The sequence below is a fragment of the Ensifer sesbaniae genome, assembly GCF_013283665.1.
GTDB lineage: Bacteria > Pseudomonadota > Alphaproteobacteria > Rhizobiales > Rhizobiaceae > Ensifer > Ensifer sesbaniae.
The window spans coordinates 508783-533349 of sequence record NZ_JABEKU010000002.1; the positions used below are offsets into that span (position 1 = coordinate 508783).

Here is a 24567-nt window from a genome sequence, read left to right on the forward strand (position 1 = left end):
GGCATTGCGGATCTTCACTGCGGCGCTTGCGACCGAGACCAACACCTTCTCCCCGATCTGCATCGACCGCCGGGCCTTCGAGGCCTCGCTCTATGCACCACCGGGTGAGCACCCGGAGACCCCGACGCTTTGCACCGCGCCCATCACGGTTGGCCGTCGCGTCGCCGCGGAAAAGGGCTGGGAACTGATCGAAGGCACCGCCACCTGGGCGGATCCGGCAGGCCTCGTCAACCGCGAAACATATGAGGGCCTGCGCGACGAGATCCTCGATCAACTGCGCGCGGCCATGCCGGTCGACGCCGTTGTGCTCGGCCTGCACGGCGCGATGGTCGCTGCCGGCTACGAGGACACCGAGGGCGACTTGCTGGCTCGCGTGCGCGAAATCGTCGGACCCGATATTCTCGTCTGCGCCGAGCTCGATCCCCACAGCCACCTCACGGCCAAGCGCGCCGCGGCTTCGAACTTCTTCGTGTTCTTCAAGGAGTTTCCGCACACCGACTTCGTCGACCGCGCCGAGGACCTTTGGCGCATCGTGGTCGATACGCTCGAAGGCCGCGTGACGCCGGTCATGTCGGTGTTCGACTGCCGGATGATCGACGTCTACCCGACCTCGCGCGAGCCGATGCGGTCCTTCGTCGACAAGCTGATGCGGATCGAAAGAGAAGACGCGGATGTGCTCTCGCTCTCCGTCGTCCATGGCTTCATGGCGGGCGACGTTCCCGAGATGGGTACGAAGATGGTGGCGGTGACCAATGGCAGGCCGGAGAAGGGGCGAAATCTGGCTCGGGAGCTGGGGCTCGAGCTCTTCTCGAAGCGCGGCACCTTTATCATGCCGCAGATCGACGAGAAGCAGGCCGTCAGCGAGGCGTTTGCCGCGGCCGCAGGGCCAGTGGTGATCGCGGATGTCTGGGACAATCCGGGCGGCGGCACGGCTGGTGACGCGACGGTGTTGCTCGAAGAACTGCTGAGACGTGGCGCAACCGACGTTGCGGTCGGAACGATCTGGGATCCAATGGCCGTACAGATCTGCATGGCGGCCGGCGAAGGCGCCGAAATCCGGTTGCGTTTTGGCGCCAAATCAGCCCCCGGAACCGGCAATCCGGTCGACGGCACGGTCAAGGTGGTCAAACTGGTGCGGGACGCCGAGATGCGCTTCGGCGAGAGTTTCGCACCGTTCGGCGACGCCGCTCACATCCATTTCAGCGGTATCGACATCATCCTCAACTCGACCCGGGCACAGAGCTTCGATCCAAGCCTCTTCTCGGTGATGGGCATCGATCCGACCACGAAGAAGATCCTGGTCATCAAGTCGACCAACCATTTCTACGCCTCGTTCTCGAAGATCGCGTCCGAGATCCTTTATTGCTCGGCGGGCACTCCCTATCCGAACAACCCGGCGCGGACCGACTACAAGCGCGCCCGCAAGGATATCTGGCCGAAGGTCGACAATCCGCACGCAGCGGAAAAGGGTGCGGCCTGAACTGCTCTACACGCGCCGCAGTCTCACCCCGCACCGGTACTTCTCGGACGCGTTCAGCACATAGAAAAAAGGGACCGCCGGCTAACGAAAGCCGGCGGTCCCTTTCCTTGTTCTGAACGTTGCGATCAAGCAGCTGCTGGATCGAGCACGCCCATGTCGATGTCGGTCAATTCGACGTGGCGTTCGAGTGCGATGCCCGCTTCGTCGAAGAGATGGCAATCGGCAACCTGGATGCCGGTCTGGATCGTCACCTCCGGCCGGATCGCCGCCGTGCCCGGCAACATGGCGCAGAAGTTTTCGCCTTCGCCGCCAATCGCCGCATAGGCGACCGTATGGGCGCCGAGACGCTCGATCACCGTCGGCGTAACCTTGAGGGTCAGATCTCCGGGCCCGAGCGTGATGTGTTCAGGGCGAACCCCGAGCGTCAGCGTTCGGCCGACGAGGCCGCCTTGCGGGGCCACGGGAATGACCGCCGTCTGCCCCTTGTAGTCGACCTCGACGCCGGCATCGCTGACGCCTTTGCAGCGAACAGGGAGGAAGTTCATCTTCGGATTGCCGATGAAGCCGGCAACGAAGGTATTGGCAGGCTTGTGATAGAGTTCGAGCGGCGCGCCCGTCTGGGCGATCTGCCCGGCATTGAGAACGACGATCCGGTCCGCCATCGTCATCGCCTCGACCTGGTCGTGCGTGACGTAGATCATCGTTGCCTGCAACTGCCGGTGCAGTTTCGCCAGTTCGATGCGCATGTCCGCCCTAAGGGCCGCGTCGAGGTTCGACAACGGCTCGTCGAAGAGGAAGATCTTCGGCTCGCGCACGATCGCCCGCCCGATCGCGACACGCTGGCGCTGGCCGCCGGACAACATGCCGGGCTTCTGCTGCAGGCGCTGGTCGAGGTGCAGGATGCGCGCGGCATGCTCCACCTTCGCCTTCAACTTCTCTTCGGCCATTTTTTCCACGCGAAGCGGAAAGGCGATGTTCTCGAAGACGGTCATGTGCGGATAGAGCGCGTAGGACTGGAAGACCATGGCGATTCCGCGCTTGACCGGCGGCAAGTCGTTGACGCGCTTGCCCTCGATCAGGATATCCCCTGAGCTGGTCTCGTCGAGACCGGCTATCATCCTGAGCAAGGTCGACTTGCCGCAACCGGAGGGTCCGACGAAAACGACGAACTCACCGTTCTTGACTTCGAGATCGATGCCTTTCAGCACCTCGTAAGTCCCGTAGAATTTCTGAATCCGATTGAGATTGAGCTGTCCCAAGAAACTGTCTCCGGCCACCGGCGAGAAGCGGCTCTTTCATGGCAGAATGCGGGCCGCGAACTTAAGAAAGTCGCGGCCCCGTGACCTTACTTGTACTGTTCGAGGTCGGCGGCGGCCTTCTTCAGCGCGTCAGCCGGTTCGGCCTTGCCAGTCACGACCGACTGGACCATCTCGATCATCGTGTTCTGCAGGCCCTTGTAATCGGTGAAGAGCGGCTCCGGACCACCGTTGGAAATGCCGTCGATGAACGGCTTCCAATAGGGGTTGGCGGCAACCATGTCGTCGACCGCCTTGCCCGGGCGCAGCGGCGTCAGGCCTTCCTGCGCTTCGTAGATCGGCTGGTTTTCCGGATCCGTCAGGAACTTGGCGAATTCAACCGCCTTTTCCTCGACGCCAGTGCCGCTGAAGACAGCCAGGCTGTCGGTGATCAAGAGCGTGCCCGGGCCCTTGGCGCTCGGACCGAGCGGCAGCGGTGCGACGCCCCAGTCGATCTTGGTTTCCTTCAGGCGGTTCACCGCGCCGACCGAAGCCTGGATCATGCCGAGCTTGCCGTCGAGGAAGATCGCGCGGACTTCGTTCTGCTCGTAGGACGTCGGACCTTCTTCGGCGTAGGGAACGATGTCCTTCAGCGCGGTCAACGCCTCCAGGTTCTGCTTGCTGTCGAGCGTGATCTTGCCGTCGGCATCGATGACGGAACCATCATTGGTGTAAACCCAATGCAGGAACTGGTGCATCGTATTGTCGAAGGTCTTGGCGACCACACCGAAGCCGGCAATGCCGGTTTTTTCCTTGATCGTCTTGGCGTATTCGAGCTCTTCCGCCCAGGTTGTCGGCGGCTTTTCCGGATCGAGACCGGCCTGCTTGAACAGGGCCTTGTTCCAGTAGAGGGCCTTGGTCGAGAAGGCGACCGGCACGCCCCACTGCTTGCCGTCGGTCGTCACCGTATCCATGATATACGGATAATAGGACTTCTTCTCTTCGTCGGAGAAAGTGATCGGCACGATCAGCTCGTTGTCGGCAAATTCCTTCAGCGTGCGTGAGCCGACATAGGCAAGCGCCACCGGCGTGCCGGAAGCGGCAAGCGTCGTCACTTTGTCCTGGCACTGGCCCCAGCCGACCACTTCGGCCGCGATCTTGTAGCCGGGATTGGCCTCTTCCCACTTTTTGATGAACTCGGCATGGGCCGGCTGCATCTTGTCGCCGCAGGCGATGAAGCTGATTTCCGTGTCGGCGGCCAGCGACGGCAGCGCCGTCGTGGCAAGCAGCGCCAAGGTTCCTGCAATCAATGAGGCATGCTTTTTCATGGTGGTTCCCCTTGCTTATGAAGCTCGTTGTTGCGGTTACTGTTTCACGGCGCCGGCCGTCAGGCCCGCGACGAGATAGCGTTGCATCAGGAAGATGAGGATGACCGCGGGCGCGATGCCGACGAAGCTCGCTGCCATCAGCTCGTTCCAGATGACTTCCTGCCGGCCGAAATAGGCGTAGAGCCCGATCGGCAGCGGCATGTATTCGGTCTTCGAGTTGAAGGTCAGCGCGAAGATGAATTGCTGGGCGTAGGACCCGATGAAGGTGGTGATCGCGACGACCGTGATGCCGGGCATGGCTATCGGCAGGATGACGCGGCGAAGCGTATAGAAGTGGCTGGCGCCATCGACGAAGGCCGCTTCGTCCAGTTCGCGCGGAATGCGCATCATGTAGGTGCGCAAGAGCCAGATCGCCGACGGGATGAGGAAGGCGACGCCCGGCACGATCATGGCGAAATAGGTATTGAGCACGCCGAGGCTGCGCATCAGCCGGAAGAGCGGAATGAGCAGCACCGCGCCGGAGAACATGTTGACCGCGAGGAATGCCGCCAGCAGCGCACCGCTGCCGCGGAATTTGAAGCGCGCAAAGGCATAGGCCGCCGGCACCACCAGCACCAGCACGATCACCGTCACGATCGACGAGATGAAGAACGAGTTGAAGATGTAACGGGCAAAGCCCGGTACGCTCACCCACATCGACTTGTAGGCCGCAAACGACCCGTTCTCCGGCCAGAACTTGTAGGGCGAGGAAAACAAGAGGCCGAGCGGTTTCAGCGACACCAGGAAGCCTTCGACGAAGGGCGCCAGAATGAACGCCAGGAAAACGAAGATCCCGCAATAGATCGCCACCAGCTCATGCCAGCGATAGCGGTTGATCATGGCGGGCTGGCTCATCGGTGCTCTCCCGAGGCAAGGCGGCTGGTGACGCGGAAATAGGCGAGGCAGAAGATCGACAGGAAGATGCAGATGAGCACCGCGCGGGCCGCCCCTTCCCCGTATTTCTTCGAACCGATCGCCGTGCGGTAGGTGTCGATGATCATCGTCGTCGTTTCGCCGTTCGGTCCGCCCTGGGTCAGGATCCAGATGATGTCGAACGAGTTGAAGGTCGCGATCAGCGACAGCATCGACATGGTGATCATCGAGGGGATGAGCAGCGGCAACGTGATGCGACGGAAGCGATAGAGGCGCCCTGCCCCATCCGTCCAGGCGGCCTCATAGAGATCCTGCGGGATCGCCTGCATCGCCGCCAGCATATAGAGCGTCACCAGCGGTACGCCGATCCAGACGTCGGTAATGATCGTTGCCCAGAAGGCTGTCTCACCACGCGCCAGGAAGGCGACCGGCCCGTCAACCAGACCCCAGTTCTGCAGCATGCCGGAGATCATGCCAAACTGGCCGTTGTACATCCAGCCCCACATGAAGATGCCGATCGCCATCGGCACGATCCACGGCGGCATGGTCAGCACGCGGAAGAGCGCGCGGCCCGGTACGGCTGCGTTCAGCATGGTTGCGCCGAAGACGCCGATGATCATCTTGATCGAGACCGAGAAAAAGGTCCAGATGAAGGTGCGGAAGATGACCTCGGCGAAGGTCTCGTTGAAGATCTTGTTGTAGTTCGCCCAGCCGACCCAATTCGTCGTCTTCTTCAGTGAGGCGTCGGTGAACGACAGGATGAAGGTATCGACCAGCGGATAGGCAACGATCACCGTGACGTAGAGCAGGGCCGGTAGGAGCAGGATCCAGGCGAAGATGACCGTGCTGCGTTGAACACTCATCCCGCTTCTCCCCTCACGCCGCGCGGGAATGCAGGGTTTCGTCGAAACGATCCCAGATCGGTCGGAGGTCGATGACGCTCTTCTTGCGCCGCGCCTCGTCCATGGAAAGCGCCAGGATGCCCGCCTCCAGCGCATCGAGCGTCGAGACCGGCAGCGGCCGGCCGTCCCGGACGTGGCCGATGATATCGGTCGCCATTTGCTCGTCGGCACCGTAGTGCTGCGACAGTTCCGTGGCGGCGTATTTGTTCTCGATGACCTTCTTGCCGGTCAGCATCTCGTGGACATCGAAATAGCCGCGGATGAAATCGCCCTCGGCCATGCCGCGCGATCCCATGATGCAGAAGCGGCGGAACTGATCCGGAACGTTGAGATTGGTGTGGAAGTTCATGCCGACGCCATTGGCATATTCGACGATCGCCACCTGATAGTCGATGATGTCGCCGTCGCTGTCGAAGACCTTGTCGGATCCCATCCAGCCGCTCGGCTTGCGATGGAAGAGTTCGAGATCGTTGATGCCTTCGCGCGCCGGATCGTTGGCGGGAATGAAGCTCTTGCGGCCGCCGAAGCTCGCCACCCGTTCCGGCCGCGCGCCGACGACGCCGTTGTAGAGGTCGAGGTCGTGGCAGCACTTCTCCAGCATGAAGCTGCCGGAGTAGCGCTCGTAGCGGCGCCAGTCGCGCATGAAGAAGGCGCCGTGATAGGGCTCGATATGTTCGGCCGCCTCGATCGAGACCACCTGGCCGAGCTTGCCTTCGGCAAGCGCCGCCCGCAGGTCGCGATACATCGGCGCGTAGCGCAGCACCAGACCGACCATCAGTCGCTCATGACCGAATTTCGCCATCAGCGCTGCGAGTTCCATGCTCTCCTGGATCGTCGTCACGATCGGCTTTTCGCTGAAAACCTTGAGACCCGCTTCAAGCCCAATCCGGATATGGTCGAGATGCATGTGGTTGGGCGAGCCGATCATCAAAAGATCGAGTTTCTCATTGGCGATCAGTTCTTCGGGCGTCGCATAGGCCTTGCCGGCCGGGATGCCTTTTTCGGTCAGGGTGGACAGACCCGCCGGGTTCGGATCGACATAACCGGCGATCCCGAAGCTCTCGTCCATGGCCTTGAAGACATAGCCCAGATACCCCAAACGGAATCCGAGTCCGATGATGCCGACTTTCATGCTCGTCCTGTTCCCCTGCCTTTTGGCGTAATTTATTTTCGCAGACTGGGACATTTTTTTCAGGGCGTCAACCCAAATCCGCAAATTCCGTAAAAATGTGAAATTCATTTTCATAATCGGGGCAGATGCCGCCAAAACAGGCAATTCACCCGACAACCCATGAGGGTACCGTCGCCGCAACTCTACAACAGGAGGAAAGCGGTCCAGACCACTGGACGTTGCGCGGATGGTTTCTGCAATTCAGGTTTTTCCAACCAGACGGTCACGCCAGTGCAATAGCCTCAGCAACGGCCGGGCCAGGTAGGGCGGCGGTATTTTGGGATGGTCGCCAACCGTCCCTCTCCTCGCGACACCGGCATTCGGCTCGATGAGGAACGCAACGATCAATGCGCTACGAGTAGAAAAAAGGTCCAAGGGTTCATCCGACAAGAATAGCCCCTGATCTCCCGCGCCAAATCCGACATCGCCGACCTGTATCGAGCCCGAAAAGAGATAGAAGTAGAGGTGCCGCCCCTCCGCCCGCGGGAACGTAACCTCTGCCTCAGCCTCTAGCCTGAGGTCGAAGATGTCGACGTTGTTACGCACGAAAAACGGCGCCACGCCATCTTCCGTTCCGACAAGGTGCCTCCATTGATTGACGGGTGCCGGCGCAATGGGACCATGCTGGATGTTCGGCGGAAGATCGAGGCTATGAGGACGCACGAAGACTTGCAGCATCCGTAGCGGAGGATCGCTCGGCAACGTCTCCTCCGAATGCCAAAAGCTCTTTCCGGCATTCATCACCATAAGGTGCGCGCTGTCGGTGATCAGCCGACCGGTAGCCGGGTCGTTGTGACGCATCACCCCATCTGGCACCCATGACAGGATTTCGTCGTTCTGGTGCTCGTGCATGGCGATAAGCCTGCCTGGCTCCAGCATCGACTCGACGACCATGGCCAGGGGGCCGTAGCCATGATCGCGCGGTCTGGGCAACAACCATCCCGGCATATTGAGCCTGGTCTTGAACCCGCCCATATCCCTGACAATCGGACTCTTGGCGCCTCGGTACAGCACGCGCCATTCTAGCATGTGCCACCGCAATTTGGCGCAATAGTCGATCGCCGAGACTTGTCAGCCTGTCGCGTTTCCAGATGGCATCTAGCGCCCCATCCGGGCGGCGAGTTTTCTCTCGGCAGCCTGCAAGCCGTCGTGCAGCAACACGGCAAGCGTCGCGACGATCAGGCCACCCTGAACGACGAATGCCAGATTGTTCGATTGCAGTCCGGCAATGATCACTTCGCCCAGGGTCTTCGCCGCGACTGTCGATCCGATCGTGGCGGTCGCGAGGCTGATGACCACCGAAAGCCGGATGCCGGCAAGGATCACCGGCATGGCAAGCGGCAACTCGACCTTCAGCAGGCGCTGTCCGCCCGTCATCCCGGCGCCGCGCGCCGCCTCCATGACGGAGGGAGGCAAGGTCGTCAGCCCGGTCAGGGCATTCTCGAAGATCGGCAGCAGGCCGTAGAGGAAAAGCGCAATCAGCGTCGGTTTCTCGCCAAAGCCGAAGATTGGGACGGCCAAAGCCAGCACCGCGACCGGGGGAAAGGTCTGGCCGATGTTCACAAGGCTGCGCGAGAGCGGCAGGAATTCCGCGCCGGAGGAGCGTGTCACGAGTATGGCCAAGGCGAGTGCGACCAGCGACGCAGCGGCGGTCGCCACAGCGACGGTCCGCAGATGCAGCAGCGTCAGTTGCAGCAGGCTGCCCTGATTGTAGATCACGGGCGCATTCTCCTGAACCAGCGGCCGCAGCAAGGGTTCGAACCATTGCGGCTGCAGCAGGAAGGCGACCAGCACCAGGAACGCTCCCGCGCGAAAAAGCGTGGATAGGTTCGGCATCAGGCAGGCCCAGCTGCTCGTTTTGCCAGCCCTTCGAGACTAACCTTGCCGATGATTGCACCTGCGGGATCAGCCACCGGCAGCGCGCTCCGTCCGGACCAGAGGAGTTCGGCAAGGGCCTCCCGTTGCGTGAGCGCGCTCGATATGGCAGCGCCATCTGCCGAACCCGGTTCGACGGCGCTTGAGACCTGCTCGATCGCGAGCAACCGATAGGGCCGCTCGCTGACCCCGATCAGGCTTTCGACGAACGGGGTCGCGGGCTTGATCAGCATTTCGGCGGGCGTCGCATATTGCACCACCTTGCCCTTGTCCATGACGGCAATGCGGTCGGCGAGCTGGAAGGCCTCCTCCATGTCATGGGTGACGAGAATGATCGTCGTCTCGAAGTGCTTTTGAATGGTGAGCAGATCATCCTGCGCCTTGGCGCGAATGATCGGGTCGAGTGCGCCGAAGGGCTCGTCCATCAGCAGGACTTTCGGTTCGGCAGCCAACGCCCGCGCGACGCCGACACGCTGTTGCTGACCGCCGGAAAGCTCGTGCGGAAAGCGTGGACCAAAGGCGGCCGGATCGAGTTGGAACAGTTGGAGAAGCTCGTCCACCTTGGCATCGATGCGCGAGCGTTCCCAGCCGAGCAGGGTCGGCACGGTGGCAATGTTCTGTGCGACGGTCCGATGCGGGAACAGGCCGTGCCCCTGGATCGCGTAACCGATGCGCCGGCGCAGTTCATAGCCTGGCAGCGAACGGTTGTCCTCACCATCGAGGCGGATCGTCCCCGCCGTCGGCTCCACCAGCCGGTTGATCATACGCAGAAGCGTCGTCTTGCCGGAACCGGAGGTGCCGACCACGACGGTGACTGTGCGCGGCGCGATCGTAAGGCTGACGTCGTCGACGACGGCGGTCTCGCCATAGCGCTTGGTGATGTTCTCGATCTCGATCATGCGGCCTCTGCCTGTCTGTTGTTTGGTGTGGCCATCTCGATCATCGCGTCGAGGACGATCGCCGCGGCAAACGCCATCACGACGGTCGGAACGGCCCCGAGCAGCACGAGATCCATCGCTGTCTGCCCGACACCCTGGAAGACGAAGACGCCGAAACCGCCGCCGCCGATCAGCGCCGCAATGGTTGCCAGGCCGATATTCTGCACGAGCACGATGCGGATGCCGGTGAGGATCACCGGAAAGGCCAGCGGAAATTCGATGCCGACAAGCCGCTGCCAATCGGTCATGCCGATGCCGCGGGCGGCGTCATTCGCGTCCCTCGGAACACCGGCCAGCCCAACGACGGTATTGGCGACGACCGGCAAGAGCGAATAGAGAAACAATGCGACGAAGGCCGGCGCGACACCAATGCCGCGAATGCCGATCGTGGCGGCGCCCGGCACGTTGGCGGCGATCCAGCCAAGCGGTGCAATGAGAATGCCGAAAAGTGCGATCGACGGGATCGTCTGGATCGCGTTCAGGACTCCGAGCAAGCCGTCGCGCAGCCGCGTGACGCGATGGCAGAGGATGCCGAGTGGAATGCCGGCGACGGTTGCGGCCGCAAGCGAGCCGAGCGCCAAGGTCACATGCTTGCGAGCTTCCGCCCAGAAAGTATCGACCCGGCTTGCATATTCCTTGAGGATCGAGAGACCGTCCCAGGTACCGGAAAGCAACAGCATCCCGATGAAGGCGAGCACGGCGACAAGCACGATGATGCGCACGAAAGGCGCCGGGCGCAATCGCGTCAGAGCATCGGCGGCCAGCAGCCCGAAGGCGAAGAGCATGACCCAGAAGCCGGAGGCCGGCGAAACGCGGGCGTAGCTGTTGCCTTCCGGCGCCAGGTGGCTGGCGGCGACACCGATGCCGAGCGCCAGCACGCCCAGCGCTGCGAAAGCTGCGACAAGGCGCAAAATGGCGGGCGACCGCATGGCCGCCGCGAGCGCGCCCGCAAGGATCACCAAAAGCACTGCCGCGCTCCAGGGCTGCGGCAGGGACTCGACGAGCGTCTTCGCCTCACCGGCGACGATGCGATTGGCGCGAAACGTTGCGAAGGGCGCGATCAAGGCGCCGCCAAGCGCCAAAGCCGCGATGATCGCTCCGAGCTTGTCAAAGCGGAGTTCTCTCAAACCATATCCCTCCCCGCCTGTGCCGGCGCGACTTCAGCACCTGCAGGCACGCCCCGGAACGCCGGCCATCGGACCAGCGTCCCGGTTGTCGGTCAACTTATTTCAGAAAGCCGTTCTTCTTCAGGAAGTCTTCGGCAACGGTCTTGGCCGGCTCGCCGCCAACCTGTACGCGGCCGTTCAGGTCCTGAAGCGTCTGGAGATCGAGCTTCTCGAACACCGGCTTCAGCAGTTCCTCGATCTGCGGATTTTCCTTGAGCACCGCTTCGCGAATGATCGGTGTCGGCTGATAGACGGGCTGCACCGCCTTGTCGTCTTCGAGCACGACGAGGCCGGAAGGCGCGATGCCACCGTCGGTTCCGTAGACCATCGCCGCATTGGCGCCATTCGTCTGGTTCGCCGCGGCCGCAATCGTTGCCGCGGTATCACCGCCAGACAGCGTGATGAGTTGGTCCTGCTTCAGGGTGAAGCCATAGGTCGTCTGGAAGGCCGGAAGGGCAGCGGCCGAATTCACGAACTCGGACGATGCGGCGAGCACGACCTTGCCGCCGCCCGAAACATATTTGCCGAAATCGCTCAGCGTCTTCAGCTTGTTCTCATCCGCCACTTCCTTGCGAAGCCCGATCGCCCAGGTGTTGTTGGCCGGAGACGGCGTCAGCCAGACGATCTTGTTCGCGTCGTAGTCGAGCTTCTTGGCGGTCTCGTAACCCTTGGCCGCGTCCTTCCACACCGGATCGTCAGCCTTTTCGAAGAAGAAGGCGGCATTGCCGGTGTATTCCGGGTAGATGTCGATCTCGCCCGCGGTGATCGCCTTGCGCACGACCGGCGTCGCACCGAGCTGAACGCGGTCTACCGTCTTGATGTTGTTGGCGTTGAGCACGGCAAGGATGATGTTGCCGAGCACACCGCCCTCGGTGTCGATCTTCGAGGAGACGACTACGTCGGCACTGGCCGCGGCTGCGGTCAAGGTGAAGGCAAAGGCAGTTCCGATAAGCAGTCTGGTCAGGCGCATGGGATTCTCCTCGGATTTCGATCCCCAAGTTTGATCACGGAAAGTCCGCCGCGTCGGGGTAAGCCATTCCATATATGTCAGCCCCCGGCAAAAAATAGGGTTGCACGCTGAGACTGTGACGCATGAAAAATCTCGCCATCCACTAATACGATCGAGAAGCTGGACTATCGTATTCGGCGTTACCGAATGGCGGTTGCAATCGACAGCATTGTCGGCCACCTTGATCAAGGCCCGCCAGAAACATCTGCGTCACTCTTGGTTGCGATGCCGCTCGACCCAACCGCTCGGGGGCTGACGGAGGGTTCGCCCGGCGAAAGTTCGGGGATTTCATGTCGATCCATCTTCTCGCGCTGCTTATCGGCGTGGTTGCCGGCCTGCGAACCATGACTGCACCGGCGGCCGTGAGCATCGGCGCTGCGGCCGGTTGGTTATCGCTTGACGGCACCTGGGCCGCCTTCATGGGCTTTCGGTTCACGCCCTACATCTTCGGCCTGCTCGCCCTCGTGGAGTTCGTCACCGATCAATTGCCGAGCACGCCGAGCCGAAAGGCTCCGCAGCAGTTCGGCGCCCGCATCGTCAGCGGTGGCTTCTGCGGTGCCGTGCTTGGCGCCGCCGGAGGTGCTATGTTGGGCGGGCTGGTCGCCGGCGTCATCGGTGCAGTCATCGGAACGCTCGGCGGCTACGAAGCTCGCAAGCGCCTCGTTGCGGCCATCGGCGGCAAGGATCTGCCGATTGCCCTTAGCGAGGATGCCGTCGCCGTTCTCCTCGCACTCTGGGTGGTGTCCTTAGTCTCATGACAAAACACTTCGACGCAATCATCATCGGCGCCGGTCAGGCCGGCCCTTCGCTCGCCGGTCGTCTGACAGCCGCGGGAAAGACCGTCGCCATCATCGAGCGCAAGTTCTTCGGCGGCACCTGCGTCAACACCGGTTGCATGCCGACCAAGGCGATGGTTGCAAGCGCCTATGCGGCCCATCTGGCGCGGCGAGGTGCGGACTATGGTGTCACCACTGGCCCCATCTCCATTGATTTCGCCCGCGTCATGGCACGCAAGGACACGGTGCGGTTCACGTCGCGCAAGAATGTCGAAAGCTGGCTGAAGGGGATGAAGAACTGCACAGTCTTCGAAGGCCATGCCCGCTTCGAAAGCCCGCATGAAATCCGCGTCGGCGAAGACCTGCTTTCGGCCGATCAGATCTTCCTGAATGTCGGTGGCCGCGCCGCGACACCGGATTTCCCTGGCGTCGAGGAGGTGCCCTATCTCACCAACGTCTCGATCATGGATCTCGACACCCTGCCCCGCCATCTGATCATCGTCGGCGGCAGCTATATCGGGCTCGAATTCGCGCAGATGTTCCGCCGCTTCGGCTCCGAGGTGACCGTCATCGAAAAGGCGCCGCGGCTGATCGGCCGCGAGGACGCGGATGTTTCCGATGCCATTCTCGCGATCCTGGAAAAAGAAGGTATCGAGTTCCGGCTGAATGCCGAGTGCATCCGCTTCGCCAAGCGGGGCGACGAGGTCGTCGCTGGCGTCGATTGCGCGGCAGGCGCGCCCGAGATCGCGGGCTCCCATCTCTTGCTGGCGGCCGGACGTCGGCCGAACACCGACGATCTCGACCTGGACCGCGCCGGCGTCAAGACCGACACCCGCGGTTACATCGAAGTCGACGAGCGCCTCAGGACCAACGTACCGCATATCTTCGCCATGGGCGACTGCAACGGCCGCGGCGCCTTCACCCACACCGCCTACAACGACTTCGAAATCGTCGCGGCAAACCTCATCGATGGCGAGGCGCGAAAGGTCAGCGACCGGATCTCGACCTATGCTCTCTTCATCGATCCGCCGCTCGGACGCGCCGGCATGACGGAAACCGAGGCGCGCAAGTCGGGGCGCAAATTGCACATCGGCACCAGACCGATGAGCCGCGTCGGCCGCGCCGTCGAGAAGGGCGAGACCGAGGGTTTCATGAAAGTGATCGTCGATGCCGACACCAAGGAAATCCTCGGTGCCTCAATCCTCGGCACCGGTGGCGACGAGGCGGTGCAGAGCATCCTCGACGTGATGTACGCAGCCAAGCCCTACACGACGATTACCCACGCGGTGCACATCCATCCGACCGTATCGGAACTGATCCCGACCGTCTTCGGCGACTTGCACCCAAACGCCTGAACGGTCAGCGCCGCCGCGGTTCAGACGAGCGCTGCGCGGGCGAGATGGTAGAAATACATCGCCCCGCGCTCGAGGATTTCGTCGTTGAAATCGTAGCGGGTAGTGTGCAGACCACTGCTTTGACCGTTGCCGATCAACACATAGGCGCCCGGCACCTTTTCCAGCAGGAAGGAAAAGTCCTCGCTGCCCATCAATGGCTCGGGGAGGTCGACATAGGCATCGGCGCCGAAGGTCTCGGCGATCACGGCGCGTGCGTCTTCGACCGCCTGCGCATCGTTGATCGTCGCGGGATAGCCGACCTGCCAATCGAAGGTAGCCTCGGCATTGAAGCTCTGCGCCTGGAAGCGGGCGATCTGCTCCACACGCTCCTGCAACTGCTTGCGCACGGCAGGATCGGTCGAGCGCATGCTGATCTCCAGCACCGCCGTATCGGGAATGATGTTCGAAGCGGAGCCCGACTGGAACGAACCGACCGTCACCACGGTCGGCTGATGCGGCGAGACGTTGCGCGAGACCAGCGTCTGCAGCGCCATCACCACGCTCGAGCCGACGACGACGGGATCGACCGTCAGTTCCGGCTGGGCGCCGTGGCCGCCCTTGCCCCGGATCGTCAGCGTCAACACGTCGATCGACGCCGCCATCGCACCTGGACGGCTTGAGAACTGGCCGACCGGCAGGCCCGGCCAGTTGTGCAGCGCATAGACCCGTTCGCAGGGGAAGCACTCGAACAGGCCGTCCTCGATCATCAGCTTGCCGCCGCCAAAGTTTTCCTCGGCCGGCTGGAAGATCAGATGGACCGTGCCGTTGAAACTCTCATCCCTCGACAGTGCCCAGGCGGCACCGAGCAACATGCTGGTGTGGCCATCGTGGCCGCAGGCGTGCATCGCGCCCGGGTGCTTGCTCTGATAGGCAAGGCCGGTTTCTTCCAGCATCGGCAGCGCATCCATGTCGGCGCGGAAGCCGATGGCGCGATTGCTGTTGCCGCGCTTCAGCGTGGCGACGATGCCTGTCGTCGCCAGGCCGCGCGTCACCTCGAAGCCCCAGGACTGCAGCAATCCTGCGACAAACTCGGAGGTCTTCACCTCGGAAAGTCCTATCTCGGGCATCTCATGCAGCCTGTGACGGATCTCGACGAGCTCGGGCAGGAACTCGGAAAACGTGGCGTCGCGCATTTCAGCCTCCTCAAGCCATCTGCAGGAACTGGCGCAGCCGCGACGATTGCGGATCGCGCATCACCTTTGATGGCGCGCCGCGTTCTTCGACCAGTCCCTTGTGCAGGAAGATCACCTCGCTTGAGATATCGCGGGCAAGGGACATCTCATGCGTGACCATCACCATGGTGCGCCCCTCTTCGGCGAGCTTCTTTATGACGAGCAACACCTCGTTGACAAGTTCCGGGTCGAGCGCAGAGGTCGGCTCGTCGAAGAGCATAACCTCCGGCTTCATCGCCAACGCCCGGGCGATCGCCGCGCGCTGCTGCTGGCCGCCCGAGAGCTGATTCGGGTAATGATCGCGCTTCGGGGTGATGCCGACTTTTTCCATCAGCAGTTCGGCCTCGCCGATCGCATCCTTGCGCGCCATGCCGAGCACGTGGATCGGCCCTTCGATGATGTTTTCGAGGATGGTCTTGTGGGACCAGAGATTGAAGCCTTGGAACACCATGCCGAGGCGCGTGCGGATATGTTCGAGCTGTCGCTTGTCGGCGGCGACGAACTTCCCATCCTTGCCCTTGACGGTGCGGACCACCTCGCCAGACACCGAAATCTCGCCCTCGTCGGGCGTTTCCAGATAGTTGATGCAGCGCAGCAACGTGCTCTTGCCGGAGCCGCTGCTGCCGATCAGCGAGATGACATCGCCGGAATTCGCCTCGAAGGAGACGCCCTTGAGCACCTCGACGGAGCCGAAGCTCTTGTGAATGTTCTTCACGGAAAGCGCTGTTGCAGCCATGTTCGTTCCTCTCGTCGCGTCTTTGCGCGCGCCTCCTCGTTATGCCCACGCCGTGCGGTAGCGGGTAAGCCTCTTCTCGATGACGTGCATGACGCGCGTCAGGATGAAGACGACGGTGAAATAGATGATGCCGGCGGCGATCAGCGGTTCGAAGATCAACAGCGACTGGCGCTGCAGCATGCGGGCAGTGCCCATCACCTCGAGGATCGTGATCGTCGAGGCGAGCGACGTCGTCTTCAACAGGATGATCAGATCGCCCGTCAGCACCGGCAGGCAGGAGCGGAACGCCTGCGGCAGGGTGATGCGGCGGAGGATCATCGACGAGCGCATGCCGATCGATTTTGCCGCTTCGATCTGTCCGCGCGGGACCGCCTTGATAGCGCCGCCGATGACCTCGGCATTGTAGGAAGCCTGGTTGAGGCTCAGCGCGAAGATCGCATACCACAGGCCGTCACGCAGATAGGGCCAGAGGAAGCTGTGGCGCACCCAGGTGCCGGGCAGCACCTGCCCCAGGCCGTAATAGATCAGATAGATTTGCACCAAGAGCGGCGTGCCGCGGAAGGCGAAGGTGAACACATAGGCCGGAACCGAAAGCACGCGGCGGCCGGAAAGCCGGGCAAGTGCCGCGAGCGTACCGATGACCAGTCCGAAGACGCCGGCGACCGCAGTCAAAAGCAGTGTCAGCGGGGTTGCCTTGATCAACGCCGGCAGGAAACCGATGACGTTGGAGATCGTTTCCATCAGTGGTGCCCCCGGTTGAGGCGGCGCTCGATCTCAGCGATCGCCAGGACGGAAACGAGCGTGATCGCAAGGAACAGGATGGCCGTCAGCCCGTAGAAGAAGATGTACTGCTTGGTGCCGGCCGCGGCTCGGTACCCGGTGTAAAGCAGTTCGCTGAACGAGCCGAGCACGCTGATGATGGCGCTTTCCTTGGTGATCGACAGCCAGAGATTGCCCATGCCGGGCACGGCGTAGCGCATCATTTGCGGAAAGATGATGCGGGTGAAAACCTTGCGTCTCGGCATGCCGATCGAGACCGCTGCCTCGATCTGGCCAGGCGGCACGGAAAGAAAGGCGGAGCGCAGCACCTCGGTCATGAAGGCACCGGAGACGAAGGCGAGCGCAATGATGGCCGCCCAGAAGGAACTGAACTGGAAGGTCTCGGCGACGAGGCCGAAGTGTTTCAACAGCCGCTCGGCGCCGCTGGCGACCGAGAAATAGAGAAGCAGGATGACCAGCAGTTCCGGAAGCGAGCGGACGACGGTCGTGTAGATTTCGGCAAGGACGCGCGGGACGCGGTGCTTCGACAATTTGCCGGCAGCCCCCAGGAAGCCGAAGAGAACCGCAACCGCATAGGCGACCACGGAAACCTGCAAGGTCATCAGCAGGCCCCAGGCGAAATCGTCGCCCCAGCCCTCCCCGCCCCAGGCAAGCAATTGCCAGTAATAGTCCATCCGTCGTTACCTGTTCCCGATTTTCGTCAGCCCTACTGCATGTCTCCTTAAATCGACCTCGATTTAAGGACAAAGACATGCAGCAAATCAAAGTGCTACAGCGACCTTTGCGCGTCTCATAAGACGCGCGGCGCTGTAGAACGCCGCCCGTCCAGTCACGGCGGGCAAAGGTCGTCGTCGCGGTGGCTGCACGGGTGCCCCGGCGCTGCGGCCGGTTTGGCGAGCAAGGGCGGCGGCGGCCCGAGGCCGGAGCGCCGCCCTCAAGAACGTGCGTTTACTTCTTGCCGAAGATCCACTTGTCGACGAGCTTCTGCGTCGTGCCGTCCTTTTCGAGAACGGCAAGCGCGGCATTGACCTTGTCGAGGGTCGCAGCGTCACCCTTGCGCACGGCATAGGCGACGCCTTCGCCGAGCGTGACGTTCTTCGGCACCTCGACCTTGACCTCGTAGTCGGTGCCTTCCGGCGTCTTCAGGAAGGTCTGGATGTAGAGGTCGGGGATCAGCACGTAGTCGACGCGGCCGGCGATCAGGTCGGCAACCGAGTTGTCTGCCGTGTCGTAGCTCTTGGCTTCGGCACCGGTCAGGTACTTGGCAACGTAAGCCGCCTGCACGCTCGACGTCTGCACGCCGATGATCTTGCCCTCGACATTAGCCGGATCGATGATCTTGCCGGAACCGTCCGCTGCATCGACCGTCTTGATCTCGCTCGTGTCAGCCTTGGCGCCGACGAAGGACGTGCCTTCAGTGTAATAGGGCGTCGAGAAGTCGACGACCTGGCGGCGCTCGTCGGTGATCGAGAAGGCGCCGATGATGAAGTCGACCTTGTTTTCCTTCAGCGACGGGATCAGTCCGTCCCAGGCCATCTGGTTGATGTCGCACTTCACCGCCATCTTCTCGCACAGCGCGCGGGAAAGGTCGGCTTCCAGGCCCTCCCATTCGCCGCCGGCGTTCACCTGGGTGAAGGGCATGTAGGGCTCCGGCGTCATGCCGAGCCGCAGCGTATCCTCGGCAAATGCGCTGCCGGCAGCCATGGAAAGGGCGATCCCTGCGAACAGGGCGGTCTTCAACGTCTTCATAATGTTCCTCCTCGGGGATTGCGTCGGATCAGAGCGTGTTGCTGAACCAGCGCAGCGACATGCAGGAGAGACCTGCATCGATCTTGCCGATCTCCGTCGTCTTCATGGGCACGACCTTGTAGCCGAGCTTGTCGAGCATCTCGATCGTGCGCGGGAAATCGGAGCCGACCATGACGACGTCGTTAACGCGCAGCGCGTTGGCAGCAGGCTCTTCGCCTTCCGGAATGATCACCTGCTTGAAGCGCTCGAAGACGCCGGACTTGGCGAGACGCGCAGTCGAAAGCACGGTCTCGTCGTCGAGCAGCGAGCAATCGGTCTTGAAGTGCAGTACGCCTTCCGGCGTCGCGACGATCTCGCTCTTGCGGCCGAGCTTGGCAAGGCAAGCCTGGAGGGCCTCGGCGCCAACCTTGTTGGTGCGGGCCGACAGGCCGATCATCACGCTTTCCCGGGTCGTCAGCACGTCGCCGCCATCAGCAAAGCCGTCACCCGGCAGGTCGAGCACCGTCTCGAACATTGCACGCAGCGTCGGTTCGATCTCCGGCGTTTCCTTGACGCGCGTTACGGCACCCGGGCGCAGGAGGATTGCGCCTTCGGTGAAGACCAGCGCCGGATCTTCGACGAAGATCGAATCCGGGAAGGCTTCGAGCGCCGGCAGAACCGTCACCTTCACGCCCGCGTCCTTCATCGCCGCGATGTAGGCATCGTGCTCGGCCTTCACACCTTCGAAGGTGGGGTTGCCGCGATCATCGGCGCGCAGGCCGTTGACGACCGACTTCGACGGGGTGCGGACGATGATGTTGTTGAACTGGTAGACGGGGCGGGATTGCGACATTTGTAGTACCTTTGGCTTGGATGAGGTGCTTCTAGCGATCGGACATGGCGACGTAAAGCGGTTGCTTGTTCACGTTTTCCCGACGGGACAAGTGAACCCCTGCAAGCATGCAGCGGACGGATCCGCCGGCTAGCTCGATGGTCGGCACGTCGAAGGCGAGAACACGGGCGGATGCTTCTAGCGCCTTGATCTGATCGGTGCGGAGAGAGGCGAGCGCGCGCGCCGACATGACGACGACGCGGCCGTCCGCGCCGTCGAGCTCGATGGCATTGCCGGCGAAATTCTCGATCTGGTCGATCGTGAGATCGATTACCTGGCGCCCGGTTTCCTCGAGGCGGGCACAGATTTCCTGGCGACGGGCGACATCCGGGATCATCCCCGTGCCGATCAGGGCAAATTCCGTGCCGATGCACATCAAAACATTGGTGTGGTAGATCGAATTGCCGTGGCGATCGACCGCGCCGAAGATCATCGGCTCGAAATTGAAGTGGGTGCAGAAGCGTTCCAGCGCCACTTCATTGGTGCGGTTGGAGCGGGCGGCGTAGGCAACGCGACCGATATGGTCGAGAACCATGGCGCCGGTGCCTTCGAGATAGACGCCGTCCTTTTCGAGACCGGAATAGTCGATCACGTCCTGAACGCGATACTCGTTCTTCAGCATCTCGATGATGTCGGAGCGGCGTTCGCTCTGACGGCTTTCCGAATACATCGGATAGATCGCGACGTGACCGCCGGAGTGGGTCGAGAACCAGTTGTTCGGAAAGACGGAATCGGGCCGCGTCGTCGTCTCATCTTCGAAGAGATGAACGGCAACGCCGGCACCGGCGAGCCCATCAGCCATGCGGCTGACTTCATCGTAAGCTGACTTGGCAATCGCCGAGGGCTGACGCTTCGCATCGGTTGCCTGGAAGGCGTTATCTTCCGCGGTCATCGGGTTCGGGCCGAAATGATGCGGACGGATCATCACGACGCCCTTCGGCGCCTGTACGGACGGTCTCTTCATTCAGGCAACGCTCCGCTCGGCAAAAGCGGCCGGCTGCTGCTTGAACAGGCCGTAGAGATCGCGCGGATGCTCCGGCTGCGTCGTTAGGTCGAGCTCGGTGTAGAAGGCAGTGCCCTGGATCTTGTCGCGCAGGAAGCGCAGCGCCGAAAAGTCTTCCGTCGCGAAACCGACGGAATCGAAGATGGTGATCTGGCCGTTGCTGCGGCGACCTTCGGCCTCGCCGGCGATGACCTGCCAGAGTTCGGTGACCGGGAAATCCGGCGCCATCTGCTGGATCTCGCCCTCGATGCGCGTCTGCTCCGGATATTCGACGAAGACGTCGGCACGGCGCAGGATATCGCCCTGCAGTTCGGTCTTGCCGGGGCAGTCGCCGCCAACCGCGTTGATATGCACGCCGGCGCCGACCATGTTGTCGGAAAGGATCGTGGCGTTGCGCTTGTCGGCCGTGACCGTCGTGATGATGTCGGCACCGGCAACCGCCTCCTCCGCGGTCGCCGCAACGACGATGTCGAAATCCATATCAGCGAGGTTGTTGCAGAACTTGTCAGCCGCTTCGGCATCGATGTCGAAGACCTGGAGACGCTTGACGCCAAGCAAAGCGCGGAAGGCCAACGCCTGGAACTCGGACTGGGCGCCGAGACCGATGATCGCCATCGAGCGGGCGTCGGGACGAGCAAGATACTTTGCAGCAAGTGCTGAGGTCGCGGCGGTCCTCAGGCCCGTCATGATGGTCATCTCGGAGACCAGGCAGGGATAACCGGTGCTGACGTCGGAAAGGACGCCGAAGGCGGTGACCGTCTGCAGACCGACATTCGGGTTCTTCGGGTGGCCGTTGACGTATTTGAAGCCGTAGTGCTCGCCATCCGAAGTCGGCATCAATTCGATGACGCCGGTCTTGGAATGGCTTGCGAGCCTCGGGGTTTTCTCGAATGCGTTCCATCGGCGGAAATCATTTTCGATATATTCCGCAAGCCCCAAAAGGAACGTCTCGATGCCGATCGATTTGACCAGCTCGATTACGTTGCCGACACCGACATACTGAACCACGTTACCACTCCATCGGAGAAATTCGATGAGGTCAGCCTAGGCAGGCAAGAAGTGAGTTGAAATTTTAAACTTGCCCAAAATTGAGGAGCATATTGAGCAATTTGCACAATCGTAATATGCAACATTCATGCATATCTTCGACGACCTCGATCACCAGCTCATCTCCCTGTTGCGCGAAGATGGCCGTGCGCCCTACTCCAAGATCGCGGCGGTGCTCGGCATCTCCAGGGCGACGGTGCAGACGCGGATCGACCGTCTGCTCGAAAGCGGCGCCGTGCTCGGCTTCACGCTGCGCGTGCGGCAGGATTATGACGATCGCGCCATCCGTGCGATCATGATGATCGAGGTCAGCGGCCGCAACACCACCAAGGTCATCAAATACCTGCGCGGCCTGCCCGAGCTTTACGCACTCCATACGACCAATGGCGGCTGGGATCTGGTCGCCGAAATCCGCGCCAACAGCCTCAGCGACTTCGACCGCATCCTGCGCGAAGTACGCGACGTCGACGGCGTGTCGAACAGCGAAACGAGCATTCTGCTCAGCACCGTCTGATTCCTCACCATCACAAGCGCACCAAGAATGCGTCCTTCATAGACAGGCAAGCCCGTGAGCCACATCCCCCAGATCGACTACGAAACCGCTTCCGACGAGATCCGCGCCGCCCATGACGAAGAGGTACGCGTGCGCGGACGCATGACCAACATGAAGCGCACGCTGCTGCATTCGCCGGTTGCGCACCGGATCTATGCAGAATGGTTCACTTTACGCGAGGAACTGCGTCCAGCGCTTGACGATCGGGCGATCTGGTTTCTCTCGCACGCGATTTCCGAGGCCATGCGCTCGCCGATCGCCATGGGCTTCTTCCGCCGCGCCTTCGCCGATGCCGGTATCGATTTCCATACCGTTGTACCCACGCAAGACGAGCAGCGGTTGATCGCCTTCGGACGCGCGATCGTTGCCGATTCCAATGCGGTCCCGGAGGAGATCTGGGCCGGGCTCAAGGCGCGCTACGATGCCAAGGCGCTGGTCGATCTCGTCGCCTTCTCCGGCATCATGGTGGCAACTGCGCTCTTCAACAATGTTGTCGAGGTGGAGTTCGACAAGGAGCTCGAACCCTTCGTCGATTGAGCGCCGCGGCCTGAACGGGCTCCGGGATCATCTCATTGCCTGCCACGCAATCGCGCCCGCCTCGGCTCCGGGGCGCTTGACTCCATTGAGTTGCGTGTATATACACACATTATGTCTCGTTGCTACTGTGCCCTGTTACGCAAAGCCACTCGGAGAGTGACGTCGCTCTATGACGATGCACTTCAGCCGATCGGCATCAACCTCGCCCAATTCAGTTTGCTTCGGCACATTGAGCGCGATGAACCGATCTCGATGACCGAACTTGGCCGCAAGATCGAACTCGAGCGCTCGACGGTCAGCCGCAACGTCAAGGTGCTGGAGGGAATGGGGCTGGTCGAAACCGGGAGCGGCAAGGATCAGAGGGAGGCCGTCGTCGAGCTCACCGAAAACGGCCGACGGATCCTCGAAGACGGTGCGCCGCTTTGGCAGGGCGCACAGGACCGGATCGAGGCGCGACTGGGGACGGACGCCGCCGCGCAACTGAAGGAACTGCTGCAAACGCTTTAGGCCCCCTCCGTCAGCTGACAACCATTCAATTTGCGAAACGCGCTCGGTAAGCCCGCGCGGCGCTCTCGCACATCTCAAAATCACGGACATAAGGAAATCGACGATGCTCGGTCCAGCGCTTGCGCGTTACCTTGTCAAACGCAATATCCACTACGGCTGGGCCATGGCCGCCGTCACCTTCCTGGTCATGCTGTCGACCGCAGGCGCCATGGGCTCGGCCGGCGTGCTGATCAAACCGCTTGAGACCGAATTCGGCTGGTCCAACGCGCAGATTTCGATGGCGCTGGCGATCCGCCTCTGCCTCTTCGGCCTGCTTGGCCCCTTCGCCGCTTCGTTCATGAATCACTTCGGCGTCCGCCAGGTCGTCTCCGCGGCACTGGTCCTGATCCTCTCGGGCATCGCCGCCTCCTTCTACATGACCGAACTCTGGCACCTCGTCGCGCTCTGGGGCGTGGTTCTGGGTATCGGCACCGGTATGACCGCCCTGGTTCTCGGCGCCACAGTCGCGACACGCTGGTTCGACAAGCGACGCGGCCTCGTCGTCGGACTGATGACCGCGAGCAATGCCACCGGCCAACTCGTGTTCCTGCCCCTGCTCGCATCGCTGACCGAAGCGATCGGCTGGCGGTCGGCCTTGACGCTCGTCATCATCGTTCTCGCCGTTGCCTTCATTCTCGTGCTTTTGCTCATGCAAGACCGGCCAAGCGATCTTGGTCTTGCGCCCTTTGGCGCCAAGCAGGTCGTCCCGGCCCCGCCCAAGGCAAAAAGCTTCGGCGCCTTGCTGACGGCGCCGATCAGGGCGCTCGCCGATGCCGCGAAGACCAACACCTTCTGGGTGCTGTTCGCCACCTTCTTCGTCTGTGGTTTCAGTACCAATGGGCTCATCCAGACCCATTGGGTTTCGATCTGCGGCGATGTGGGCATTGCCGCCGTCGCCGCTGCCGGCTTGCTTGCGCTGATCGGCGTGTTCGATCTCATCGGCACTGTCGGCTCCGGCTGGCTTTCCGACCGCTACGACAATCGCTGGCTGCTGTTCTGGTTCTATGGCCTGCGTGGCCTGTCGCTGATGTTCCTGCCGTTCAGCGGCTTCAACATTTACACGTTGTCGATCTTCGCGGTCTTCTACGGCCTGGACTGGGTCGCCACGGTCCCACCGACCGTGAAACTCGCGGCTGAACGCTTCGGCCCGGAACGGGCGGCGCTGGTCTTCGGCTGGATCTTCGCCGGTCACCAACTCGGCGCCGCCAGTGCGACCTTCGTCGCCGGAGCAAGCCGGACGTCGCTCGAAACCTATACCCCGGCCTTGCTCGCCGCCGGGATGCTCTGCGTGGTTGCGGCCCTGCTGGTGCTGACCATCGGCCGGCGCCAGACGGAAGCACTGGCGCCGCAGCCTGCTTAGGCCGCACTTAGGCCACTTATCTGCGGC

At 62.0% G+C, this 24567-nt stretch carries 25 protein-coding genes; 7 read left to right on the plus strand and 18 right to left on the minus strand.

Annotation, left to right across the window (positions count from 1 at the left end):
- The first annotated feature begins 4 nt into the window (after nucleotides 1-4).
- Nucleotides 5-1480 carry a M81 family metallopeptidase gene (locus BHMPCIPO_RS20160; protein WP_246304489.1) on the plus strand — a complete coding sequence of 492 codons (1476 nt, stop codon included), beginning with the start codon at nucleotides 5-7 and terminating at the stop codon, nucleotides 1478-1480.
- Between the two features lie 125 nt (nucleotides 1481-1605).
- Here BHMPCIPO_RS20160 and BHMPCIPO_RS20165 read toward each other — a convergent pair whose 3' ends face one another.
- The 10 genes from BHMPCIPO_RS20165 to osmF form a co-directional block, all read right to left on the minus strand.
- Complete coding sequence (locus BHMPCIPO_RS20165; RefSeq protein ID WP_173518616.1) at nucleotides 1606-2739, minus strand: ABC transporter ATP-binding protein; 1134 nt, start codon at nucleotides 2737-2739, stop codon at nucleotides 1606-1608.
- 86 nt (nucleotides 2740-2825) lie between these two features.
- Complete coding sequence (locus tag BHMPCIPO_RS20170; RefSeq protein WP_173518617.1) at nucleotides 2826-4043, minus strand: ABC transporter substrate-binding protein; 1218 nt, start codon at nucleotides 4041-4043, stop codon at nucleotides 2826-2828.
- A 36-nt stretch (nucleotides 4044-4079) separates the two neighbouring features.
- Nucleotides 4080-4937, minus strand: a complete 858-nt coding sequence (locus tag BHMPCIPO_RS20175) for a carbohydrate ABC transporter permease (protein ID WP_173518618.1) — start codon at nucleotides 4935-4937, stop codon at nucleotides 4080-4082.
- Nucleotides 4934-5818 (minus strand): carbohydrate ABC transporter permease, encoded by an 885-nt coding sequence (locus BHMPCIPO_RS20180; RefSeq protein WP_173518619.1) that lies wholly within the window; start codon nucleotides 5816-5818, stop codon nucleotides 4934-4936. The genes BHMPCIPO_RS20175 and BHMPCIPO_RS20180 overlap by 4 nt, the downstream gene beginning before the upstream one ends.
- 13 nt (nucleotides 5819-5831) lie before the next feature.
- On the minus strand, nucleotides 5832-6989 hold the full coding sequence (locus tag BHMPCIPO_RS20185; protein WP_173518620.1) for a Gfo/Idh/MocA family protein: 1158 nt from the start codon (nucleotides 6987-6989) through the stop codon (nucleotides 5832-5834).
- 240 nt (nucleotides 6990-7229) lie between these two features.
- Nucleotides 7230-8042 (minus strand): pirin family protein, encoded by an 813-nt coding sequence (locus tag BHMPCIPO_RS20190; RefSeq protein ID WP_173518621.1) that lies wholly within the window; start codon nucleotides 8040-8042, stop codon nucleotides 7230-7232.
- Nucleotides 8043-8126: 84 nt separating this feature from the next.
- The gene (locus BHMPCIPO_RS20195) at nucleotides 8127-8864 is read right to left on the minus strand and encodes an ABC transporter permease (protein WP_173518622.1); all 738 of its coding nucleotides are present in this window, start codon (nucleotides 8862-8864) and stop codon (nucleotides 8127-8129) included.
- Nucleotides 8864-9802 (minus strand): ABC transporter ATP-binding protein, encoded by a 939-nt coding sequence (locus BHMPCIPO_RS20200; RefSeq protein ID WP_173518623.1) that lies wholly within the window; start codon nucleotides 9800-9802, stop codon nucleotides 8864-8866. The genes BHMPCIPO_RS20195 and BHMPCIPO_RS20200 overlap by 1 nt, the downstream gene beginning before the upstream one ends.
- Nucleotides 9799-10968: an ABC transporter permease gene (locus BHMPCIPO_RS20205; RefSeq protein ID WP_173518624.1), complete on the minus strand. Its 1170-nt coding sequence runs from the start codon at nucleotides 10966-10968 to the stop codon at nucleotides 9799-9801. The genes BHMPCIPO_RS20200 and BHMPCIPO_RS20205 overlap by 4 nt, the downstream gene beginning before the upstream one ends.
- 97 nt (nucleotides 10969-11065) lie before the next feature.
- On the minus strand, nucleotides 11066-11977 hold the full coding sequence (gene osmF, locus BHMPCIPO_RS20210; RefSeq protein WP_173518625.1) for a glycine betaine ABC transporter substrate-binding protein OsmF: 912 nt from the start codon (nucleotides 11975-11977) through the stop codon (nucleotides 11066-11068).
- Between the two features lie 329 nt (nucleotides 11978-12306).
- Here osmF and BHMPCIPO_RS20215 point away from each other — a divergent pair, with 329 nt between their 5' ends.
- Together BHMPCIPO_RS20215 and BHMPCIPO_RS20220 are read left to right on the plus strand one after the other, a co-directional pair.
- A complete protein-coding gene (locus BHMPCIPO_RS20215) occupies nucleotides 12307-12774 on the plus strand; it encodes a DUF4126 domain-containing protein (RefSeq protein WP_173518626.1) in 468 nt (155 codons plus the stop codon).
- Nucleotides 12771-14147 carry an FAD-containing oxidoreductase gene (locus BHMPCIPO_RS20220; RefSeq protein ID WP_173518627.1) on the plus strand — a complete coding sequence of 459 codons (1377 nt, stop codon included), beginning with the start codon at nucleotides 12771-12773 and terminating at the stop codon, nucleotides 14145-14147. Before BHMPCIPO_RS20215 ends, BHMPCIPO_RS20220 begins: the two co-directional genes overlap by 4 nt.
- A gap of 20 nt (nucleotides 14148-14167) precedes the next feature.
- On the opposite strand, the gene BHMPCIPO_RS20225 is transcribed toward BHMPCIPO_RS20220, so the two are convergent.
- The 8 genes from BHMPCIPO_RS20225 to ocd form a co-directional block, all read right to left on the minus strand.
- Complete coding sequence (locus BHMPCIPO_RS20225; RefSeq protein WP_173518628.1) at nucleotides 14168-15319, minus strand: M20 aminoacylase family protein; 1152 nt, start codon at nucleotides 15317-15319, stop codon at nucleotides 14168-14170.
- A gap of 10 nt (nucleotides 15320-15329) precedes the next feature.
- Complete coding sequence (locus BHMPCIPO_RS20230) at nucleotides 15330-16094, minus strand: ABC transporter ATP-binding protein (protein WP_173518629.1); 765 nt, start codon at nucleotides 16092-16094, stop codon at nucleotides 15330-15332.
- A 39-nt stretch (nucleotides 16095-16133) separates the two neighbouring features.
- The gene (locus BHMPCIPO_RS20235) at nucleotides 16134-16835 is read right to left on the minus strand and encodes an ABC transporter permease (RefSeq protein WP_173518630.1); all 702 of its coding nucleotides are present in this window, start codon (nucleotides 16833-16835) and stop codon (nucleotides 16134-16136) included.
- Nucleotides 16835-17548: an ABC transporter permease gene (locus tag BHMPCIPO_RS20240; RefSeq protein ID WP_173518631.1), complete on the minus strand. Its 714-nt coding sequence runs from the start codon at nucleotides 17546-17548 to the stop codon at nucleotides 16835-16837. Before BHMPCIPO_RS20240 ends, BHMPCIPO_RS20235 begins: the two co-directional genes overlap by 1 nt.
- Before the next feature lie 274 nt (nucleotides 17549-17822).
- Nucleotides 17823-18623: a transporter substrate-binding domain-containing protein gene (locus tag BHMPCIPO_RS20245; protein WP_173518632.1), complete on the minus strand. Its 801-nt coding sequence runs from the start codon at nucleotides 18621-18623 to the stop codon at nucleotides 17823-17825.
- 28 nt (nucleotides 18624-18651) lie between these two features.
- Nucleotides 18652-19455 (minus strand): dimethylarginine dimethylaminohydrolase family protein, encoded by an 804-nt coding sequence (locus BHMPCIPO_RS20250; protein WP_173518633.1) that lies wholly within the window; start codon nucleotides 19453-19455, stop codon nucleotides 18652-18654.
- A 31-nt stretch (nucleotides 19456-19486) separates the two neighbouring features.
- The gene (ctlX, locus tag BHMPCIPO_RS20255) at nucleotides 19487-20458 is read right to left on the minus strand and encodes a citrulline utilization hydrolase CtlX (protein WP_173518634.1); all 972 of its coding nucleotides are present in this window, start codon (nucleotides 20456-20458) and stop codon (nucleotides 19487-19489) included.
- Entirely contained in the window at nucleotides 20459-21532 is a 1074-nt protein-coding gene (gene ocd, locus BHMPCIPO_RS20260) for an ornithine cyclodeaminase (RefSeq protein WP_247959732.1), read from the minus strand.
- A 100-nt stretch (nucleotides 21533-21632) separates the two neighbouring features.
- Between ocd and BHMPCIPO_RS20265 the strand changes: the two genes are divergently transcribed.
- The 4 genes from BHMPCIPO_RS20265 to BHMPCIPO_RS20280 all read left to right on the plus strand — a co-directional run bounded on the left by BHMPCIPO_RS20265 (nucleotide 21633) and on the right by BHMPCIPO_RS20280 (nucleotide 24540).
- Entirely contained in the window at nucleotides 21633-22058 is a 426-nt protein-coding gene (locus BHMPCIPO_RS20265) for an Lrp/AsnC family transcriptional regulator (RefSeq protein ID WP_043613515.1), read from the plus strand.
- Nucleotides 22059-22112: 54 nt separating this feature from the next.
- The gene (locus BHMPCIPO_RS20270) at nucleotides 22113-22634 is read left to right on the plus strand and encodes a carboxymuconolactone decarboxylase family protein (protein ID WP_173518636.1); all 522 of its coding nucleotides are present in this window, start codon (nucleotides 22113-22115) and stop codon (nucleotides 22632-22634) included.
- Between the two features lie 111 nt (nucleotides 22635-22745).
- Nucleotides 22746-23141 (plus strand): MarR family winged helix-turn-helix transcriptional regulator, encoded by a 396-nt coding sequence (locus tag BHMPCIPO_RS20275; RefSeq protein ID WP_173518637.1) that lies wholly within the window; start codon nucleotides 22746-22748, stop codon nucleotides 23139-23141.
- 103 nt (nucleotides 23142-23244) lie between these two features.
- A complete protein-coding gene (locus BHMPCIPO_RS20280) occupies nucleotides 23245-24540 on the plus strand; it encodes an MFS transporter (protein ID WP_173518638.1) in 1296 nt (431 codons plus the stop codon).
- Nucleotides 24541-24567 lie beyond the last annotated feature (27 nt).

Excerpts from the sequence above, each read along its gene's own strand:
- BHMPCIPO_RS20170 (WP_173518617.1), bottom strand. The coding sequence starts at position 4,043 with ATGAAAAAGCATGCCTCATTGATTGCAGGAACCTTGGCGCTGCTTGCC.
- BHMPCIPO_RS20175 (WP_173518618.1), bottom strand. The coding sequence starts at position 4,937 with ATGAGCCAGCCCGCCATGATCAACCGCTATCGCTGGCATGAGCTGGTG.
- BHMPCIPO_RS20180 (WP_173518619.1), bottom strand. The coding sequence starts at position 5,818 with ATGAGTGTTCAACGCAGCACGGTCATCTTCGCCTGGATCCTGCTCCTA.
- BHMPCIPO_RS20185 (WP_173518620.1), bottom strand. The coding sequence starts at position 6,989 with ATGAAAGTCGGCATCATCGGACTCGGATTCCGTTTGGGGTATCTGGGC.
- BHMPCIPO_RS20195 (WP_173518622.1), bottom strand. The coding sequence starts at position 8,864 with ATGCCGAACCTATCCACGCTTTTTCGCGCGGGAGCGTTCCTGGTGCTG.
- BHMPCIPO_RS20200 (WP_173518623.1), bottom strand. The coding sequence starts at position 9,802 with ATGATCGAGATCGAGAACATCACCAAGCGCTATGGCGAGACCGCCGTC.
- osmF (WP_173518625.1), bottom strand. The coding sequence starts at position 11,977 with ATGCGCCTGACCAGACTGCTTATCGGAACTGCCTTTGCCTTCACCTTG.
- BHMPCIPO_RS20215 (WP_173518626.1), top strand. The coding sequence starts at position 12,307 with ATGTCGATCCATCTTCTCGCGCTGCTTATCGGCGTGGTTGCCGGCCTG.
- BHMPCIPO_RS20220 (WP_173518627.1), top strand. The coding sequence starts at position 12,771 with ATGACAAAACACTTCGACGCAATCATCATCGGCGCCGGTCAGGCCGGC.
- BHMPCIPO_RS20225 (WP_173518628.1), bottom strand. The coding sequence starts at position 15,319 with ATGCGCGACGCCACGTTTTCCGAGTTCCTGCCCGAGCTCGTCGAGATC.
- BHMPCIPO_RS20230 (WP_173518629.1), bottom strand. The coding sequence starts at position 16,094 with ATGGCTGCAACAGCGCTTTCCGTGAAGAACATTCACAAGAGCTTCGGC.
- BHMPCIPO_RS20235 (WP_173518630.1), bottom strand. The coding sequence starts at position 16,835 with ATGGAAACGATCTCCAACGTCATCGGTTTCCTGCCGGCGTTGATCAAG.
- BHMPCIPO_RS20240 (WP_173518631.1), bottom strand. The coding sequence starts at position 17,548 with ATGGACTATTACTGGCAATTGCTTGCCTGGGGCGGGGAGGGCTGGGGC.
- BHMPCIPO_RS20245 (WP_173518632.1), bottom strand. The coding sequence starts at position 18,623 with ATGAAGACGTTGAAGACCGCCCTGTTCGCAGGGATCGCCCTTTCCATG.
- BHMPCIPO_RS20250 (WP_173518633.1), bottom strand. The coding sequence starts at position 19,455 with ATGTCGCAATCCCGCCCCGTCTACCAGTTCAACAACATCATCGTCCGC.
- ctlX (WP_173518634.1), bottom strand. The coding sequence starts at position 20,458 with ATGAAGAGACCGTCCGTACAGGCGCCGAAGGGCGTCGTGATGATCCGT.
- BHMPCIPO_RS20265 (WP_043613515.1), top strand. The coding sequence starts at position 21,633 with ATGCATATCTTCGACGACCTCGATCACCAGCTCATCTCCCTGTTGCGC.
- BHMPCIPO_RS20275 (WP_173518637.1), top strand. The coding sequence starts at position 22,746 with ATGTCTCGTTGCTACTGTGCCCTGTTACGCAAAGCCACTCGGAGAGTG.
- BHMPCIPO_RS20280 (WP_173518638.1), top strand. The coding sequence starts at position 23,245 with ATGCTCGGTCCAGCGCTTGCGCGTTACCTTGTCAAACGCAATATCCAC.